General features: G+C 72.9%; 17 protein-coding genes. 10 read left to right on the top strand and 7 right to left on the bottom strand.

The window, feature by feature from the left end; all coding sequences use genetic code 11:
* Positions 1 to 6: 6 nt before the first annotated feature.
* From E9228_RS08455 to E9228_RS08440, 4 genes are all read right to left on the bottom strand, one after another.
* A complete protein-coding gene (locus tag E9228_RS08455; RefSeq protein WP_166780093.1) occupies positions 7 to 807 on the bottom strand; it encodes an SDR family oxidoreductase in 801 nt (266 codons plus the stop codon).
* A 13-nt stretch (positions 808 to 820) separates the two neighbouring features.
* Positions 821 to 1,327, bottom strand: a complete 507-nt coding sequence (locus tag E9228_RS08450) for a Dps family protein (protein ID WP_166780092.1) — start codon at positions 1,325 to 1,327, stop codon at positions 821 to 823.
* 107 nt (positions 1,328 to 1,434) lie between these two features.
* On the bottom strand, positions 1,435 to 1,950 hold the full coding sequence (locus tag E9228_RS08445) for a MarR family winged helix-turn-helix transcriptional regulator (protein WP_166780091.1): 516 nt from the start codon (positions 1,948 to 1,950) through the stop codon (positions 1,435 to 1,437).
* 179 nt (positions 1,951 to 2,129) lie between these two features.
* Positions 2,130 to 2,690: an NADPH-dependent FMN reductase gene (locus tag E9228_RS08440; protein WP_166780090.1), complete on the bottom strand. Its 561-nt coding sequence runs from the start codon at positions 2,688 to 2,690 to the stop codon at positions 2,130 to 2,132.
* Positions 2,691 to 2,817: 127 nt separating this feature from the next.
* Between E9228_RS08440 and E9228_RS08435 the strand changes: the two genes are divergently transcribed.
* From E9228_RS08435 to E9228_RS08415, 5 genes are all read left to right on the top strand, one after another.
* Complete coding sequence (locus E9228_RS08435) at positions 2,818 to 4,458, top strand: alpha-amylase family glycosyl hydrolase (RefSeq protein WP_166780089.1); 1,641 nt, start codon at positions 2,818 to 2,820, stop codon at positions 4,456 to 4,458.
* Positions 4,459 to 4,560: 102 nt separating this feature from the next.
* On the top strand, positions 4,561 to 6,633 hold the full coding sequence (locus E9228_RS08430) for a DUF11 domain-containing protein (RefSeq protein WP_166780088.1): 2,073 nt from the start codon (positions 4,561 to 4,563) through the stop codon (positions 6,631 to 6,633).
* A gap of 127 nt (positions 6,634 to 6,760) precedes the next feature.
* On the top strand, positions 6,761 to 7,402 hold the full coding sequence (locus tag E9228_RS08425; protein WP_341849845.1) for a DUF308 domain-containing protein: 642 nt from the start codon (positions 6,761 to 6,763) through the stop codon (positions 7,400 to 7,402).
* Complete coding sequence (locus E9228_RS08420; protein ID WP_166780087.1) at positions 7,399 to 7,662, top strand: hypothetical protein; 264 nt, start codon at positions 7,399 to 7,401, stop codon at positions 7,660 to 7,662. Before E9228_RS08425 ends, E9228_RS08420 begins: the two co-directional genes overlap by 4 nt.
* Before the next feature lie 85 nt (positions 7,663 to 7,747).
* A complete protein-coding gene (locus tag E9228_RS08415) occupies positions 7,748 to 9,133 on the top strand; it encodes a DHA2 family efflux MFS transporter permease subunit (RefSeq protein ID WP_289845970.1) in 1,386 nt (461 codons plus the stop codon).
* Positions 9,134 to 9,207: 74 nt separating this feature from the next.
* Here the strand turns inward: E9228_RS08415 and E9228_RS08410 are convergent, their stop codons facing one another.
* Positions 9,208 to 10,116, bottom strand: coding sequence for a LysR family transcriptional regulator (locus E9228_RS08410; RefSeq protein WP_166780085.1), 909 nt, complete (start codon positions 10,114 to 10,116; stop codon positions 9,208 to 9,210).
* Positions 10,117 to 10,164: 48 nt separating this feature from the next.
* Here E9228_RS08410 and E9228_RS08405 point away from each other — a divergent pair, with 48 nt between their 5' ends.
* Positions 10,165 to 11,424, top strand: a complete 1,260-nt coding sequence (locus E9228_RS08405) for an MFS transporter (RefSeq protein ID WP_166780084.1) — start codon at positions 10,165 to 10,167, stop codon at positions 11,422 to 11,424.
* Positions 11,425 to 11,664: 240 nt separating this feature from the next.
* The gene (locus E9228_RS08400) at positions 11,665 to 12,312 is read left to right on the top strand and encodes a hypothetical protein (protein WP_166780083.1); all 648 of its coding nucleotides are present in this window, start codon (positions 11,665 to 11,667) and stop codon (positions 12,310 to 12,312) included.
* A gap of 39 nt (positions 12,313 to 12,351) precedes the next feature.
* On the opposite strand, the gene E9228_RS08395 is transcribed toward E9228_RS08400, so the two are convergent.
* Positions 12,352 to 13,266: a cation diffusion facilitator family transporter gene (locus tag E9228_RS08395; protein WP_166780082.1), complete on the bottom strand. Its 915-nt coding sequence runs from the start codon at positions 13,264 to 13,266 to the stop codon at positions 12,352 to 12,354.
* Between the two features lie 48 nt (positions 13,267 to 13,314).
* Between E9228_RS08395 and E9228_RS08390 the strand changes: the two genes are divergently transcribed.
* Positions 13,315 to 14,004 carry a DUF4166 domain-containing protein gene (locus E9228_RS08390; protein ID WP_166780081.1) on the top strand — a complete coding sequence of 230 codons (690 nt, stop codon included), beginning with the start codon at positions 13,315 to 13,317 and terminating at the stop codon, positions 14,002 to 14,004.
* Positions 14,005 to 14,023: 19 nt separating this feature from the next.
* The gene (locus E9228_RS08385; RefSeq protein WP_166780080.1) at positions 14,024 to 15,007 is read left to right on the top strand and encodes an epimerase; all 984 of its coding nucleotides are present in this window, start codon (positions 14,024 to 14,026) and stop codon (positions 15,005 to 15,007) included.
* On the opposite strand, the gene E9228_RS08380 is transcribed toward E9228_RS08385, so the two are convergent.
* Positions 14,976 to 15,947 carry an EamA family transporter gene (locus E9228_RS08380; protein WP_166780079.1) on the bottom strand — a complete coding sequence of 324 codons (972 nt, stop codon included), beginning with the start codon at positions 15,945 to 15,947 and terminating at the stop codon, positions 14,976 to 14,978. The two genes, E9228_RS08385 and E9228_RS08380, sit on opposite strands and share 32 nt — an antisense overlap.
* Before the next feature lie 71 nt (positions 15,948 to 16,018).
* On the opposite strand from E9228_RS08380, the gene E9228_RS08375 reads away from it, so the two are divergent.
* Positions 16,019 to 16,933 (top strand): LysR family transcriptional regulator, encoded by a 915-nt coding sequence (locus E9228_RS08375; RefSeq protein WP_166780078.1) that lies wholly within the window; start codon positions 16,019 to 16,021, stop codon positions 16,931 to 16,933.
* The last annotated feature ends 5 nt before the right edge of the window (positions 16,934 to 16,938 follow it).

Here is a 16,938-nt window from a genome sequence, read left to right as displayed (position 1 = left end):
CCTCCGTCAGATCGTGGCGACCGAGCCGGAGTCGACGCGGTAGTTCGAGCCGTTGACGAAGCTGGCGAGTTCGGAGCAGAGGAACGCGACGACGTTCGCGACCTCTTCCGGCTCCCCGCGACGCTTGAGCTCCATGTACGGGCGCTGCTCGTCGAGGAAGCTCGTGATCGCCTCGTCGAACGAGGTGCCCAGCTGCTTGGACCGCTTGTCCATCATGGCGTCGGTCATCGGCGTGTGGATGAACGCGGGGGAGACCGTGTTCACGAGCAACCCCTCCTTCGCGTAGGAGCGGGAGAGTCCCTTGGCGAACGAGAGCACCCCGGCCTTCGCGGCGCAGTAGGGCAGTTCGTCGTCGTACGGCTGCGTGGCGTCCTCGGACACCAGGTAGACGATCCGACCCCAGCCACCGTTCCGCAGGTCCGCGATGAACTCGCGGGTGATGCGGACCGGGCCCATCAGGTCGACGTCGAGCGTCTCCTGCCAGCCCGCTTCGTCGATCTCGTGGAACATGCCCTGGGCGCCGGTGACGCCGGAGGACTGCACGAGGATGTCGATCTCGCCGACGGCGTCACGGACCTTGCCGTGCAGCGCCGCGAGGCTCTCGGCGCTGCGGACGTCCGCGGCGAACGCGTGCAGTCTGCCGACGGGCGCCTCGAGCTGGTCGGCACTGGTGTCGAGCCGGCTCTGGTCGATGTCGGTGACGACCACGGTGGCACCCTCCGCCAGGAGGATGCGCGCCGTGTTCCAGCCGATGCCGGAGTCACCGCCGAAGACGAGTGCGGTCTTGCCCTGGATCCCGAGGTCCACGTGCGACCCGGACTTACTCGTGCTCGGAGGCTTCGGCCACCGCGGCGGTCGTCGCGCTCGCCAGCGGCGTCCGGGGGGCACGGTTCTCGGCGCTGACCATCCAGGCGAGCTGCTCGAGGCGCTCGATGAAGCCGTGCAGCAGGTCGGCGGTCGTCGGGTCCTCGTCGTCGACCTCGTCGTGCACGTCGCGCATGGTCGCGGTGGCCTGGTAGAGGCGCAGGGTGACCAGGTCGATGGCGTCGTGCGTGAGCACCTCGCCGTCGGGGAACGCGTCGAGGTGGGTGCCGGCAGCGACGGTCGCGGAACGGCCGTCCGGGACGGCGTAGAGCGCGCGCATGCGCTCCGCCATGTCGTCGGCGAACTCACGAGCGGCGTCGACGATCTCGTCGAGCTGCAGGTGGAGGTCACGGAAGTTCGTGCCGAGGATGTTCCAGTGGGCCTGCTTGCCCTGCAGGTGCAGGTCGATCAGGTCGACGAGGACCTTCTGGAGGTTGGCGGCGAGCTTGTCCGATGCGTGCATGTGACGACTCCTTCTTCGCGGGACTGACCCTTCTGGTCTACGCGCTCGGCGACGAGGAGTTCCCAGTGGGTGTCGAGGAACCGTCGTCCGTGCAGCCCGACCGGCCGTCAGTGCGTGACGACGGGCGGGTCGACCCGGTCGACGGCCACCCGCATCTCCTCGAGGAACATCGCGACGACCCGGGCGTCGGTCGCGGAGAGCCCCTCGGCGATCTGCATCATGCGGCGGTGCATGATGCCGAGCGTGGCGCGCACCTCGGCGTCGGTCTCGACGGTCGGCACGATGATGAGCCCACGACGGTCGGTGGGGTGCGGCTCACGACGGACGTGTCCGCTCTTCACCAGGCGGTCGACCAGGATCGTGGTCGAGGCGGACGAGATCCTGAGGTACGCGGACAGGTCCTTCGGGCTCACCGACCGGCCGGCCCGCTGCGCCTGCAGCAGGTGGCGGACGGCGAGCAGGTCGGTCTCGCCCATGCCCATCGAGTCGCGGGTCCGGCGGCGCATCGCGGTCTCGGAGGCCCGGTAGCGACGCAGGGCGTTCAGCACGGCGACACCGCGCTGGGTGGCGTCGTCGTCCGGGAACCAGTAGCCGGACGGCTCCGAGATCTCCTGCGTCGTCATCCGATGATGCTAATCCGTCTGGTGACCAGGCTGTCGAGCGATCCGGCGGACGCCCAGGGACGACGGACGGGAGGCTGCCCACCCGCTGGTGGGGCGCCTCCCGTCCGTCACCGGTGGCGCCGGTGTCGTGTCGGTTCGGGTCCGTCGCGACGGTCGGGTCGACTGCGCCGAGGGGCTGCCTACGCGGAGACGGGCTCGGCGGCGGCGGCGTCGGCGAGCGCGGTCAGCGCGCCGCGGACGAGGCCGGTGACCTCGTCGTCCTCACGCGGGTGCGTCTCGGCGAAGCGGACGACGGACTGCGGGATCGCGACCTTGACGTCCTCCAGGACCTTCGCGCCCGCGATGCCGGCGGCCTTGCGGGCGTCGTCGTGTGCCCACACGCCGCCGTACTGGCCGAAGGCCGAACCGATGACGGCGAGCGGCTTGCCGGAGATCGGCGAGGCGCCGAACGGACGCGAGGCCCAGTCGAGCGCGTTCTTCAGCACGGCCGGCATCGTGCCGTTGTACTCGGGGGTGACGAGCAGCAGGCCGTCCGCGTCCGCGATCGCCTGGCGGAACGCGACCGCTGCGGCGGGCGGGGTGTCGCCGTCGATGTCCTCGTTGTAGAAGGGCAGGTCGACGATGCCGTCGAACACCGAGAGCTCGATGCCCTCCGGAGCGTGCTGGACGGCGGCTTCGGTGAGCTGGCGGTTGATGGAGCCGGCGCGGAGGCTCCCCACGAGGGCGACGATCTGGGTCATGACGTTCCTTCTGGTCGTGATGGTCCGACCGACAACCGGTCCATCCCGCGCGGGATTCCCGTGCTGACGGGGCGGGCGTGTCCCGGGCCTCCCGGCACGCGGAGCAGCCGTCGGTAGTGTCGGCGAGGTGACCCCGAGACGCACGCCGAGCGACACGCCCCGCACCACCGACCCGAACTGGTGGCGGCAGGCCGTCGTCTACCAGGTCTACCCGCGCAGCTTCGCCGACTCGGACGCGGACGGCATCGGCGACATCGCCGGCGTGACGAGCCGCGTGCCCTACCTCTCGGAACTCGGCGTGGACGCGATCTGGTTGTCGCCGTTCTACCCGTCGCCCCTCGCCGACGGCGGGTACGACGTCGCCGACTACCGCGACGTCGACCCCAAGCTCGGCTCGCTCGAGCGGATCGACGAGCTCATCCACGCCGCACACGAGCACGACCTCCGCGTCATCGTCGACCTGGTGCCGAACCACACCTCCGACCAGCACGAGTGGTTCCGCGCCGCGCTCGCCGCGGCCCCCGGCTCGCCGGAGCGGGCGCGCTACGTGTTCCGCGAGGGCGCCGGCCCCGACGGCGAGCAGCCGCCGAGCGACTGGGTGTCGAACTTCGGCGGCAGCGCGTGGACCCGCGTGCCGGACGGCCAGTGGTACCTGCACCTGTTCGCACCCGAGCAGCCCGACCTGGACTGGACGAACCCGGAGGTCCACCAGGACTTCGAGCACACCCTGCGCTTCTGGTCGGACCGCGGCGTCGACGGTTTCCGCGTGGACGTCGCGCACGGGCTGGCGAAGGACCTGTCGGAGCCGTACCGGCCCTCGAACGAGCAGCAGCTGCCGCTCGACGGGTCGGACCCGCTGTACGACCGTGACGAGGTGCACGAGATCTTCGCCGCCTGGCGGAAGGTGCTCAACAGCTACTCGCCGCCCCGTGCCGCGATCGCCGAGGCGTGGGCACCCGCACCGCGACGGGTCCTCTACGCGCGGCCGACCGAACTCGGCCAGGCGTTCAACTTCGACCTGCTCGAGGCACCGTTCGACGCGACCGCGTTCCGCACCCTGATCGAGCAGAACCTGGACGCGGCGACGACGTCCGGCGGGTCGAGCACGTGGGTGCTCTCGAACCACGACGTCGTCCGGCACGCCACCCGGTACGGCCTGCCCGACGGCACCGACACCGACGAGTGGCTGATGTCCGACGGGCAGGTCCCGCCGCTCGACCGTGAGGGCGGACTCCGTCGCGCGCGGGCAGCGACCCTGCTCGTCCTCGCGCTGCCGGGCTCGTCGTACGTCTACCAGGGTGAGGAACTCGGACTGCACGAGGCGCCGGCCATCCCGCACGACCAGCTGCAGGACCCGAAGTGGCTCCGCACCGGACACACCGTCAAGGGCCGGGACGGCTGCCGCGTGCCGATCCCCTGGACCGAGACCGGACCGTCGTTCGGCTTCGGCGGGGCGGCGCCGCACCTGCCGCAGCCGGAGGACTTCGGCGCGTCCAGCGTCGAGGCCGAGGACCGGGTGCCCGGTTCGACGCTGTCCTTCTACCGGGAGGTGCTGTCCGCCCGCAGCCGCCTGCAGCAGGGCGAGGAACTGCAGTGGCTCGAGACCTCGTCGCCCGCGGTCGTCGCGTTCGCACGACACGACGGATGGCGGTCGTACACGAACTTCGGGCCGGAGCCGGTGCCCATGCCCGAGGGTGCGGTCGTCGTCACGTCGGCCCCGCTGACGGACGGCGACCTGCCCGGGTACACGACGGTGTGGGTGGCCTGACCCCGTCGGACTCGTCCTGCACAGTCGGGAGGCGCGGGGCTTCGTTCCACAGGTCCGCCCCGGTCCGCCGTCGCCCCGGTCCCACCCCGCGACGATCGTGGCATGACACATGACACGACGAGTTCCGGACCTCCTCCCACACCACGACGGACCTGCCGCGGTGGACCCCGCCGGTGGGCTGCGGCCGCCCTGATCGCCATCGGCATCGGGGCGGTCGTCCCGCTCGGAGCGGGTCAGACCGCGGCCGCCGACGACCTGCCGTTCCCCTGGACGACCGGCTTCGCCTCGGCTGACGGGGGCACGCTGAGCGGCGACGCGCGGATCGTCGGCGGACGACTCCGCCTGACCGATGCCGACGTCGACGCTGCCGGCGCCTGGGCGATGGACGACGCGTTCGCCTCGGACCGGGGGCTCGACATCGAGTTCGACTACGCGATGTACACGCCGTACGAGCAGGGGGCGGACGGGCTGCTGCTCTCCCTGTCCGACGGGGCCGTGGCGCCCGGTGTCGGTGCCTACGGAGCGGCGCTCGGCTACTCGTGCCGGTCCGCGACCAACCAGGGTGCCCACGAGTGCACGCTGCCGGGTCTTCCGGGGGCGTTCGCGGCCGTCGCCCTCGACCAGTACGGCAACTTCTCCCTGCCGTTCAACGAGAGCGGCCCCGGTCGGACGCCGGACACGGTGACCATCCGGGGCTCCGGGAACGGCACGACCGGGTACCGCTTCGTCCAGCACGCCCAGGTCTCGGGCGGCGTCGCGACCGGCAGCCCCACGACGCGGAGGGTGCGGGTGGTGCTCCAGCCCGACGACGGCGGCCTCACCCTCACGGTCCGGCTGACACTCCGCGGCGGTGGGACGCGAACGGTGCTCGACCACGTGCAGCTGCAGGGGCCGGGCCAGGCTCCGTTGCCGCCGACCCTCCGGCTCGGGTTCACCGCGGCGACGGGGTCGTACCGCAGCGTCCACGAGATCGACGCCCTCCGGGTGTCGCAGCCTGCCGACCTGCGGATCGAGCACGACATGCCACCGGTCGTCGCCGGGGACCGCGTGCACTACACGGTCACCGCGTCGAACGTCGGGACCAACGCGTCCGACCCGAGCGCGGTCAGCGTCGACGTCCCCGACGAACTGCACGACGTGACGTGGACGTGCAGCGTCCCGGGGCCGTCCAGCTGCCGTGATGCCGCGGGGACCGGGGACGTGGACACCGCGCTCGGCCTCGAACGGGGTGCCGCGGCGACGTTCACCGTCGAGGGGCAGCTCGACCCGGGCGCGGCCGGCCAGCTCGAGAGCCGGGCGACGGTCACCGCGGCGCCGGGCCTGTCCGACACGAACCCCGCCGACAACACGTCAGAAGCCGCCGCACCCGTGACGACCATCGCGCAGGTGTCGACGGACAAGAGCGTGGCCCCGGCGGTGGTCGCGCCGGGGGACGAGGTCGAGTACACGGTGACGGCGCGGAACGACGGCCCGTCGACCGCACGTGACGTCGGTGCCGTCGACGACCTCCCGGAGCAGCTGCTGTTCGTCGGCTCCGGGGATGCCTGCACGGCAGCGGGGCAGCGGGTCACCTGCACCGGTGCCGGCGAGCTCGCTCCCGGGCAGGAGCACGCCTTCCGGTTCCGGGCCCGGCTCGACGCCGGGTACTCCGGGGACGGCTCCGACGTCGTGAACATCGCGACGGCGACCTCACCGACCGACCCCGACGGCGGCGAGGAGTCGCCCGAGGTGCCGATCCGGGTCGTCGACCCGAACGAGCCCGGGGACCCCGACGAGCCCGGGGACCCCGACGAGCCCGGGGACCCCGACGAGCCCGGGGACCCGGACGAGCCCGGGGACACCGACGGACCGGGCGAGCCGGGCGGACCGGGCGGACCGGGCGGACCGGGCGAGCCTGACGGGCCGGACGCGACCGCGACGCCGGCACCCGGTGACCTGCCGGGTGCCGGATCCGGACCCGACGGCCCGAGTGCCGGACCGGCGGGGGACGGCGCCCCGGGGAACGGCGGCGACGCCCCGCCACGGGCCGGCGCTCTGGCCTACACCGGCGCGCAGGGCCTCGGGCTCGCAGGCCTCGCCGGCGTCCTGCTCGTCGGCACCGGGGCCACGGTGTGGGGACTGCGCCGCCGTCGCGTGCGCGACGAGGAGCCCGGCCGGTACGCCGAGCCGCGGTAGCACGACGGTGGGGTGGGCGGACCGTCCACCCCACTGTCGACCCCGCTGCTCCTGCCGCTCCCGGACGGCCCCCCACATCGACGGCGGTAGGATCGAGCGTACGAACCGACAGCCCGAGAGAGGTCCCGTGTCCCACTCCGTGGACGACGCCGCGCAGCGAGCACGGTACTGGCCGGTCCCGGTGCTCCGGGCGCTCCCGGCAGCCGTGATCGCGATGGTGATCACGTTCTCCCCGAACCACTCGGCCGGCTTCGGCCTGGTCCTCTTCGGCGTCTTCGCCGTGGTCGACGGTGCGGTCCTCGCCTGGGGCAGCGGCTCCCGACTGCCCGGGGACGACCGCTCGCGGCGCTCCGGCCTGGCCCAGGCGGCGCTCTCGATCGTCGCCGGGGTCGCCGCCCTCGCGTGCACCGGACTCGGACTGCCCGCGTTCATCACCATCGTCGTGGCGTTCGCGGTCCTGACCGGAGCACTCGAACTGTCTCAGGGTGTCCGCGCACGCCGCCGCTCGCCGTTCGCGCGCGACTGGATGACGATCGGCGGCCTCACACTGCTGCTCGCGATCGCCTTCCTGCTGACGCCGCCGGACTACTCGCAGCAGCTCGGCGGGGTGGAGCGGGTGACCGGCACCCTCGATGCGTCCATCGTCCTCGTCGGACTGCTGGGCGCCTACCTCGCCATCGCGGCGGTCTTCCACCTGATCGCCGGCCTCTCGCACAAGTGGGGAACGGCTGCTCCGGCGGCCGCCCCGGACGGAGCACCACACGCATGAGCACCCCCACCCGCCGCGACCGTCTGCGTCCGGCCGAGCTCCTCGGGATCTCCGCGGTGATCGCGGTCGTCGTCGGGCTCGTCGTGCTGATGTCGACGCGTGAACTGACGCTCTCCGTGATCTTCTTCGGCGTCAGCTTCGTCGTCGTGGTCGTCGTGATGGCGATGCTCCAGCTGACCTCCACCAGCGACCAGGACGACAACGACATGCTCGGCGGACACAACACCCCCGGACGAGGAGACGACGACGGCTTCCACTGAGTCCGCGACCCGACGAACCACGTCGGGGCCGCACCGACCCGAGCAGGGTGACCCGGGCCTCCCGGCTCGCTACCGCCACCGGTACCTGATCCTCGCCGTCTGCTGCATGAGCCTGTTCATCGTCTCGATGGACGCGACCGTGGTGAACGTCGCACTGCCGTCCATCGGCCGTGAACTCCACAGCACGATCTCCGGTCTGCAGTGGACTATCGACGCCTACACGCTCGTCCTCGCCAGCCTGCTCCTGCTCTCCGGGTCGACCGCGGACCGCATCGGCCGGCGCACGACGTTCCAGGTCGGGCTCGCGCTCTTCACGGCCGGCTCGCTGCTGTGTTCGCTCGCGCCGAGCGTCGGCTGGCTCGTCGTCTTCCGCATGGTGCAGGCGGTCGGCGGATCCATGATGAACCCGGTCGCGATGAGCATCATCACCGCCACCTTCGACGACGCGAAGGAGCGGGCCCGTGCGGTCGGCGTCTGGGGTGCCGTGGTCGGGGTGTCGATGGGCGTCGGCCCGCTGGTCGGCGGCGCGCTGACGGACACCGTGGGATGGCGTGCGATCTTCCTCATCAACGTCCCGATCGGCATCGCCGCGGTCGTCCTGACGTTCCTGTTCGTCCCGGAGTCCCGCTCCCCGAAGCCCCGGAAGCTCGACCCGCTCGGCCAGGGCATCGTGATCGTGCTGCTCGCCAGCCTGGTCGGTGGTCTCATCGAGGGGCCGCGCCTCGGCTGGACGTCTCCGGGGGCGCTCGGGCTGTTCGTCCTCGCCGTCGCTGCCCTCGTCGCCCTCGTGGTCGTCGAGGGGCGGACCGCCGAACCGCTCATCGACCTCCGGTTCTTCCGCAGCATCCCGTTCTCGTCCGCCGTCGGCACCGCTCTCGTCGCGTTCGGTGCCAACGGGGCCTTCCTGTTCCTCAGTGCGCTCTACCTGCAGGAGGTCCGGGGCATGACCCCGTTCGAGGCGGGTCTGTGGACCCTGCCGTCGGCGCTCATGACGATGCTCGTGTCGCCGATCTCCGGGCGGCTGATCGGCACCGTCGGCACACGGGTCCCACTCGTCCTCGCCGGCATCGGGATCGCCGGAGCGGGTGCCGTCCTGACGACCGTGCAGGCGTCGACGCCGATGTGGGTCCTCGTGACGGCGTTCGTCCTGTTCGGCTTCGGGTTCGGCATGGTGAACGCCCCGATCACGAACACCGCGGTCTCCGGCATGCCCCGCGCGCAGTCCGGGTCCGCGGCGGCCGTCGCCTCGACCAGCCGGCAGACCGGGGTGTCGCTCGGCGTCGCCCTCGCCGGCACGGTCACGGGCGCCAGTGCGGTCGCGACGGTCGGGTCCGGCTTCGCGGTCGCCACCCACCCGATGTGGTGGATCGTCGTCGGGATCGGAGCGGCGATCGTCCTGGTCGGTTTCCTGTCCACCACGGCGGCTGCTCGGCGGTCGGTCGAGAGCATCGCCCCGCTGCTGCGCGGCTGAGCGGTCCGCAGCGCTGGTCTCCGCTGGTCTCAACCAACGCCGATGTGCACGGCGCTGGTGTCCTCGGCTGCGCTTCAGCGCCGTGCGGCGACGATCGCGCGCGCGAGCGCCTGCGTCGCCCGGTTCGGCTCCGGGTCGCTCCGCATCGCGAGCCCGATCCGCAGTGGTTCGACCGCGTCCTCGAGCTCCAGCACGGCCCCGTCGTGCCGGACGCCCGAGTCCGGCACCACACCCACCCCGATGCCCGCCGACGCGAAACGCACGACCGCCGGCATGTCGTTCATCTCAGCGACCACCCGACGGCGGATCCCGAGCCGGTCGAGGACGCCGTCCAGGATCATCCGGTTGCCGAACCCGTGCGCCGTGTCCACGAAGGACTCGTCCGCCAGTTCCGCCAGGGACACCGAGGCCCGTCCGGCGAGCGGGTGGTCGGCGGCGACGAAGACGCGGAACGGCATCTCCCGCAGGGGTTCGACGACGACGCCGGCGGGGACCGTCGGCAGGCCGGTGTAGGCGAGGTCGAGGCGTCCGGCGACCAGGTCCTGCACGAGCCCGGTGGTGCCGCTCGGCGACGTCATCAGTTCCACGGCGACCAGGGGGTGGCGCTGCCGGAAGCCACGGAGGACCCCGGTCAGGTCGACGATGTCCATGCTCGTGAAGATCCCGAGCCGGACGCGCCCGCGGAGTTCGGCGTCGGACACCGCGGCCAGGTCACGCATCCGGTCGAGGGACTCGAGGACGGCGCGGGCGTGGGGGAGCAGGTCCTCGCCGGTGGCGGTGAGCACCAGACGGCGACCACCGCGCTCGAAGAGCCGGACCCCGAGCGTCCGTTCCAGGCTCGCGATGCCTGCCGACACCGTCGACTGAGCGGCCCAGAGCCGTTCGGCGGCACGGGTGACGCTGCCCTCCGCCGCAACGGTGACGAACTGTTCGAGCAGTCGGGTCTCCATGCGACCATCATCGACCAGATCGATGATCGCCATCAAGACGATCCGTTTGACCCGATGGTTCCGCCGGGGGACCATCGGAGCATGTCATCCGTCACCGCAACCCCCGCGACCGGCGCCCCGGCCACCGCTCCGGCCCCTCGCGGCCGTCGTGCGCACACCCGCCGGCGTCACGGCTTCGGCTTCTGGGCCGTCGCCTTCGCGTTCACCTCGGTGATGGCCTTCGCGACCGTCCCCGCGCCGCTCTACGTCATCTACCAGGCGCGTGACGGCTTCCCGACCTTCACGACGACGATCGTCTTCGCCGCCTACGGGCTCGGCGTCGTCGGGTCGCTGTGGCTCGCCGGACACCTCAGCGACGTCCACGGTCGCCGTCCGCTCATCCTCGTCTCGATCGCACTCGAGCTGGTCGCCGCCGTGCTGTTCCTCGTGTGGAACGACGTCTCCGGCCTCATCGTCGCGCGACTGGTCACCGGCCTCGGCGTCGGCACCTTGACGGCCACGGCGACCGCGCACCTCGGTGAGCTCAAGGTCCGGGCGACCGGTGACGAGTCGTCCGCGAAGGGTGCGAGTGTCGCGGCGGGCGTCGTCAACCTCGGCGGGCTGTCCCTCGGCGCCCTCGTCGGTGGGGCGCTGGCCGAGTTCGTCGGGCAGCCGCTGATGGTGCCGTACGTGGTGTTCGTGGTGGCGCTCGCGATCGCGTTCGTGGTCGTCCTCGCCGTCCCCGAGACCGTCGACCGCCCGACCGAGCCCGTGCGGTACCACCCGCAGCGGCTGCAGGCCCCGGAGGGTCACGGTGCCGCGTTCTGGGCCGCCGGCACCGGTGCCTTCGCCGCACTCGCCGTGCAGGGGCTCTTCACCTCGGTCGCGCCGACGTTCCTCGGCACCACCTTCCACGTGACCGACCGGCTGGCCGCGGGCGCGACGACCTTCGGCGTCTTCGCCGCGAGCGCGCTGTCCCAGGTGGTGTTCGCGAAGCTGCCGCAGCGCACCCAGATCCGCCTGGGCGTCGTGCTGCTCGTCGGCGGGCTCGCCGTCCTCGCGGTGTCCGCCGTGGTCCTGCAGGTCGCCGGCTTCATCGGCGGCGGTGTCGTCGCGGGCGCCGGCGTCGGGCTCCTCTTCCGCGCCTCGATCGGTAGTGCCGGTGCCCTCGTCGGGCCCGAGGAGCGCGGCGGGGTCCTCGCCGCCACCTTCCTCATCGCCTACGCCGGGCTCACCGTCCCGGTCGTCGCGGTCGGCGCGGCGCTGCTCGTGCTGCCCACCCTGCCGGTCCTCATCGGGTACGTGGTGCTCGTCGCGGCGCTCGCGGTGTTCGCCGGAGCACGGCTGGCCGCACGCGCCTGACGGCCACGCGCCTCCCGGCCGAGACGGGCCCGTCCGAGACGGGCCCGTCTGCGTGAGCCGCCGCGTTCTCCCCGCGACGCCACGGATCTCGCCGGCGTCCCGCGTGGCTGGCGGCGTCGCACCCGCTCGGCGGTGCCGCCGGTGTCCCGCGGTACCCGCCGGACCGGCAGCACCGCACGCGGCAGCCGCCCGTCACGCACCCCGCCGGGAGGCCCGCACCCCCTCCGGCATACTGGCCGCATGCCCCCGAAGCGCTCCCGCTCCACCCTGACCGGCGTCGCCGCAGCGGTCGCCGCCGTCGTCGTGATCGGCGGGTTCGCGCTGACGAACGCCCGGGAGGGTGACAACGCTGTCCTCTCCGCGGCCCCTTCCGCCACCGCGACCGACCCGGCCGACGGCACCGGCACCGGCACCGGCACCGGCACGGCTAGCGGCACGGACAGTGGCAGCAGCGTCGCGGTCATCGCCCGGAGCGGCCCGGACCTGCCCGGCTCCGCGGTCCTCGACCGGTGCGGGGCCGACGCCCGTGCCTCGGTCGCGGCGTACGACACCGCCGCGCTCGGCACGGTCGCGATGCAGTGCGGGACGTCTGCGCAGGGCTACGAACACATCCGTGTCCGGCACAGCCGCGACTGGCAGGGTGTGCTGGCGGGGCACACGACGCAGCGGGACTGGGACGACGCCATGCTCACGGCGGTGCGGACGGCGCTGACGAACCCGCAGAAGGGGCTGCCCGTCGACGCCGGGGACGGCAAGGTCTGTTACGCCGCTCCCGTGCGCTTCGACGACGGCAGCGCGCCCAGTCCGGACGGCTTCGTCAAGGTCATCGTCTCCGCGACCACCGACCGCGTGATCACGGCCTACCCGACGCGCGACTCCGACTGCTGACGAGCACCGCACCGGCACGAGCACCCGAACCGGCACCGGTCAGGCGTGCACCTCGTGCTCGTGCCGCTGGTGCGACGCGGGTTCGAGCTGGAACGTGGAGTGCTCGACCGGGACGTCGAAGTGTTCGGCGACGCACTGCTGCAGCTCGTCGAGGATCGCCGGGGCGTGTGCGGTCGTGAAGCAGTGGTCGTCCACCACGACGTGCGCCGTCAGGTTCGGGACGCCGGTCGACACCAGGGTCGCGTGCAGGTCGTGCACGGCGATGACGTGGTCGAGCTCCAGGATGTGCCCGCGGACGGCGTCCAGGTCGAGGCCACGTGGCGTCGCCTCGAGCAGGACGTCGGCGGTCTCGCGCAGGAGCTTCACGGCCCGGGGCAGGATGAGCACGCCGATCAGGAGCGCCGCCACCGAGTCCGCGCGCTGCCACCCGGTCAGGAACAGCACGACGGCCGCGGCGATGACGGCGACCGAGCCGAGGGTGTCGTTGAGGACCTCGAGCCGGGCGGCGCGTGAGGTGAAGCCCTCACCCGAGGCCCGGACCAGCACGGCGAACGCGACGAGGTTGCCGACGAGCCCGACGACGCCGAAGGCCAGGAGCGGCCCGGCGTCGATCTCCTCCGGCACGAACAGGCGCTGCACGGCGGAGATCACGACGTAGACGCCGACCGCCAGCAGGATCGCGGCCTGCGCGGTGGCGCCGAGGACCTCGGCCCGCTGGTAGCCCCAGGTCCGCCGGGCGGTCGGGATGCGGCGGGCCAGCCGGGTGGCCACCAGGCCGATGCCGAGTCCGCCGGTGTCGACGACCATGTGGCCGGCGTCGACGAGCAGTGCCAGCGATCCGGTGACGACCGCGCCGACGACCTCGGCCAGCAGGATGCCCGCCGAGATGCAGAACGCGATCAGCAGCGCGCGCTCGGACGCGCGTCCGTGCGTGTGGCCGTGGTCGTGTCCCATGCGGCCCATCGTAGGAGCCGCGTCCGACGACGTGCCAGGATCGGGAGCGTGACCCGGTCGCCGTACCAGCTGAGCGCGCCGGACGAGGTCCTCGCCGGCCTCCACCCGAGACTCCGCGCCTACTTCGGCCCGGTCCCGCCCGGACACGTCGGCCGTGGGACCGGGGTCTTCGCCGTCGTCGGCACCCCGCGGCGCTGGCTCTGGCCGCTGCTCCGCCTGTTCGCCGCCGACGCCGTCATGTTCCCGGTGTGGGAGCGCGACGTGCCGTTCTCGGTGGAGAACCGGGCGGTCCGCGTCGGACGCGGTCGGCCGGCACCGCCGGGCGGGTCCGGCACGCCGACCGGCCGGGAGGGACGCCCCGCGGTCCGCGCGCACCGCACCTTCCACTTCGCGAGCGGTGACCGGACGATGGTCGACGCGATCACCGCGGAGCCGGAGGGCCTCGTCGACCACCTCGGCCGACGCGGTCGCGTCAGCGCCCTGCTCGCCGTCACGGTCCCGACCACCGGACCCGACGCCGGAGCGCTCCGGCTGGTCTCCACGCGGGTGTCGGTGCACGCGCTGGGTCGGGAGTGGAGCCTCCCGGCCGTCCTCTCGCCCCGGGTGGTGCTCACGGAACGATTCGATGACGATGCCGACCTGCAGCGCGTGTCCCTGACGCTGTCGGCGCCGGTGATCGGCACGCTGTACCGGTACGAGGGGGCGTTCCGGTACGCCGTCGTGCCCGACGACGTCTGACCGGAGCCGAGAGGACAGCATGGACGAGCAGCAGCAGCAGCGGCGTGTGGTGGTGGCGGGGGCGAGCGGTTTCGTCGGTCGGTACCTGCAGGACGCGTTCCGCGCCGAGGGGTACCGGGTCGTCACGGTCGGTCGCACCGGGGACGCGGTGTGGGGCAACACCCTGCGGATCCGCGAGCTGGTGGACGGAGCCGACCTCGTCGTGAACATGGCGGGCAAGAGCGTCAATTGCCGGTACGGACGGCGGAACCGGGCGGAGATCGTCCGCTCGCGGGTCGACACCACGCTCGAGCTCGCCGAGGCCATCCGCACGGCCGAGCAGCCGCCGCCGCTGTGGCTCAACGCCTCGACCGCGACGATCTACCGGCACGCCGACGACCGCCCGCAGGACGAGGCGACCGGCGAACTCGGCGAGGGCTTCTCCGTCTCCGTCGCCCGCGCGTGGGAGGACGCCCTGTTCGCCGCGGACCTGCCCGGTACCCGGCGTGTGGCGCTGCGGATGGCGATCGTGTTCGGTGACGGCAGTGCGTTGCTGCCGCTCCTGCGGTTGGCGCAGGCCGGACTCGGCGGACCGCAGGTCGACGGTCCGTGGTTCCCGACCCGGGCCCGGCTGGCCGCCGGCACCTACCACCACGACCGACACACCCACGGACGGCAGCGCTTCAGCTGGGTGCACATCGACGACGTCCTCGGGGCGATCCGGTTCATCCGCGACCACGAGGACATCGACGGAGCGGTCAACGTCACCAGCCCGGAGCCCTCCGACAACCGGACCGTGATGGCGACCCTGCGCGAGGCCGTCGGACGCCGCTTCGGCCTGCCGACCTGGCGGTGGATGCTCGAACTCGGGTCCTTCGCCATCCGGACCGAGACCGAACTCGTGCTGAAGAGCCGGTGGGTCGTGCCGACCCGGCTGACCGAGGCCGGCTACGTGTTCCGGTACCCGCACCTGGGCGGGGCGCTCGCCGGCATCATCGCGGAACGGCGTCAGCGCCGGGACTGACCGCGGCGGGTGCGACGGGTGCGACGGGAGCAGGAGCAGCCGCAGCCGCAGTCGCAGCAGCCGGAGCGCCCGCACCCCGCGGTGGCCGCGACGACCACAGCACGGCCCCCACGACGACCGCGCCCGCGAGCACCTCGACCAGGTCCGGCACCTCGCCGAACGCCGCCCAGGACGCCAGCACCCCGACGACGGGCACGAGCATCGAGAACGGCGCGACGGTGCTCGACGGGTACCGGCCCATCAACCGTGACCAGATGCCGTACCCGACGACGCTCGCCGCCAGCACGATGTAGAGCACGGCCAGGTCCGCCGGGAGCGCCGCGGCGGTGAACGCGGTGCCGAGTGCCTGCCCGATGCGGTCGGGTCCCTCGACCAGGAACGACAGCACCGCCATCGGGATCGGCGGCACCACGGCCCACCACAGGGTGAGGTGCAGCGGGTTCACCGGCCCGGCCCTGCGGGTCGCGACGTTGCCGATCGCCCACCCGAGGGCGCCGCAGAGCACGAGCACGACCGGCAGCAGTGCGGCGGTCTGCGCACGGTGCAGGGCGATCACGGCGAGGGCGGCCACGGCGACGCTGACGCCGACCACCTGGCGAGCGGTGAGTCGTTCGCGGAGCAGGACCCCGGCGAGCAGGACCGTGAACGGCGCCGATGCCTGGACGACGAGCGACGCCAACCCCGAGGGCATGCCGGCCGCCATGCCCAAGTAGAGGAACGCGAACTGCAGCACGCCGAGCGTCGCACCGACCAGGACGATCCACCGGAACGGGATCGGCGGGCGCGGGACGAAGAGCAGGGTGGGGACGGCGAGCAGCGTGAACCGGAGCGCCGCCAGCAGGAACGGCGGGTAGTGCTCGAGGGCGATCGCCGTCGCGGGGAAGTTCAGTCCCCAGGCGACGGCGACGACGAGGGCCAGGATGCGGTCACGGAGCAGCACCGGATGATCGTCCCGCACCGGACGCGGTAGCACCAGCGAACGTTCCGACACCGTCGTTGTAGGGTCCCTGCATGGTCGGCTTCGACATCGCCCTGCTGCCCGTCCTCCGCGAACTCGCCGAGCGGGGGAGCGTCACGGCCGTCGCGACGGCCACCCACCGGACGCCGAGCGCCGTCTCCCAGCAGCTCCGGACCCTCCAACGGCAGGCCGGCGTGCCGCTCGTCGAGCGCGTCGGTCGCGGCGTGCGCCTCACCGAGCACGGCCGGGTCCTGGCGGGCATGGCCACCGGGGTCGCGACCGCGCTCGCGACCGTCGAGTCCGCGTGGACCGAGCACCTCGACGGCGTCACCGGCTCGGTCGACCTCGCGGTGTTCCCGTCGGCCGCCGAACTGCTGCTGCCGGGTCTGCTCACCCGGATGCGAGCGCACCCCGGCATCGTGCTCCGGCTGTCGGACGTCGACGTCAGCGAGGGCGAGTTCGCCCCGCTCACCGCCGACCACGACGTGGTAATCGGCCACCGCCCGGACGGCGCCCGCGGCGCGGACCGGCGGCGTGTGGAGACGGTCCCGTTGCTGCGGGAACCGCTGGACGTCGCCCTGCCGCTCGACCACCCCCTGGCCGACCAGCAGCGGGTGCGCATCGAGGACGTCGTCGGTGCCACCTGGATCGGGGTCCCCGAGGACTACCCGATCGACCGCGTGCTCACCGCGATGGCCGCCGCGACCGACGCCCCACCCGAGGTCGCGTTCCGGACGATCCACCTGCCGGTGATCGAGAACCTGGTGGCCGCCGGGCACGGCATCGCGCTCGTGCCGCGGTACACGTCCCGGACCAGGGCTCCCGGCCGGTTCCGTCTGGCCACCCTGGCGGACGTCCGCGCCGGACGGCGGATCGAGGCCCTCGTGCGCCCCGACCGCGCGGTCCGCCCCGCCGTCCGGACCGTCCTGGAGGCCCTGGTCGCCGAAGCGACGGCCGTCACCGCCTGAGGTGG

This window comes from Curtobacterium salicis (genome assembly GCF_011759505.1).
Classification (GTDB): Bacteria; Actinomycetota; Actinomycetes; order Actinomycetales; family Microbacteriaceae; genus Curtobacterium; species Curtobacterium salicis.
Note: the sequence above shows the minus strand (reverse complement) of the source record. Positions and strands in the feature narration are given on the sequence as shown.

What these genes read in the sequence shown, in the direction of transcription:
- E9228_RS08440 (WP_166780090.1), bottom strand. Translation starts at nt 2,690, where the DNA reads ATGACCCAGATCGTCGCCCTCGTGGGGAGCCTCCGCGCCGGCTCCATC.
- E9228_RS08400 (WP_166780083.1), top strand. Translation starts at nt 11,665, where the DNA reads ATGCCCCCGAAGCGCTCCCGCTCCACCCTGACCGGCGTCGCCGCAGCG.
- E9228_RS08395 (WP_166780082.1), bottom strand. Translation starts at nt 13,266, where the DNA reads ATGGGACACGACCACGGCCACACGCACGGACGCGCGTCCGAGCGCGCG.
- E9228_RS08405 (WP_166780084.1), top strand. Translation starts at nt 10,165, where the DNA reads ATGTCATCCGTCACCGCAACCCCCGCGACCGGCGCCCCGGCCACCGCT.
- E9228_RS08445 (WP_166780091.1), bottom strand. Translation starts at nt 1,950, where the DNA reads ATGACGACGCAGGAGATCTCGGAGCCGTCCGGCTACTGGTTCCCGGAC.
- E9228_RS08450 (WP_166780092.1), bottom strand. Translation starts at nt 1,327, where the DNA reads ATGCACGCATCGGACAAGCTCGCCGCCAACCTCCAGAAGGTCCTCGTC.
- E9228_RS08375 (WP_166780078.1), top strand. Translation starts at nt 16,019, where the DNA reads ATGGTCGGCTTCGACATCGCCCTGCTGCCCGTCCTCCGCGAACTCGCC.
- E9228_RS08410 (WP_166780085.1), bottom strand. Translation starts at nt 10,116, where the DNA reads ATGGCGATCATCGATCTGGTCGATGATGGTCGCATGGAGACCCGACTG.
- E9228_RS08430 (WP_166780088.1), top strand. Translation starts at nt 4,561, where the DNA reads ATGACACATGACACGACGAGTTCCGGACCTCCTCCCACACCACGACGG.
- E9228_RS08420 (WP_166780087.1), top strand. Translation starts at nt 7,399, where the DNA reads ATGAGCACCCCCACCCGCCGCGACCGTCTGCGTCCGGCCGAGCTCCTC.
- E9228_RS08385 (WP_166780080.1), top strand. Translation starts at nt 14,024, where the DNA reads ATGGACGAGCAGCAGCAGCAGCGGCGTGTGGTGGTGGCGGGGGCGAGC.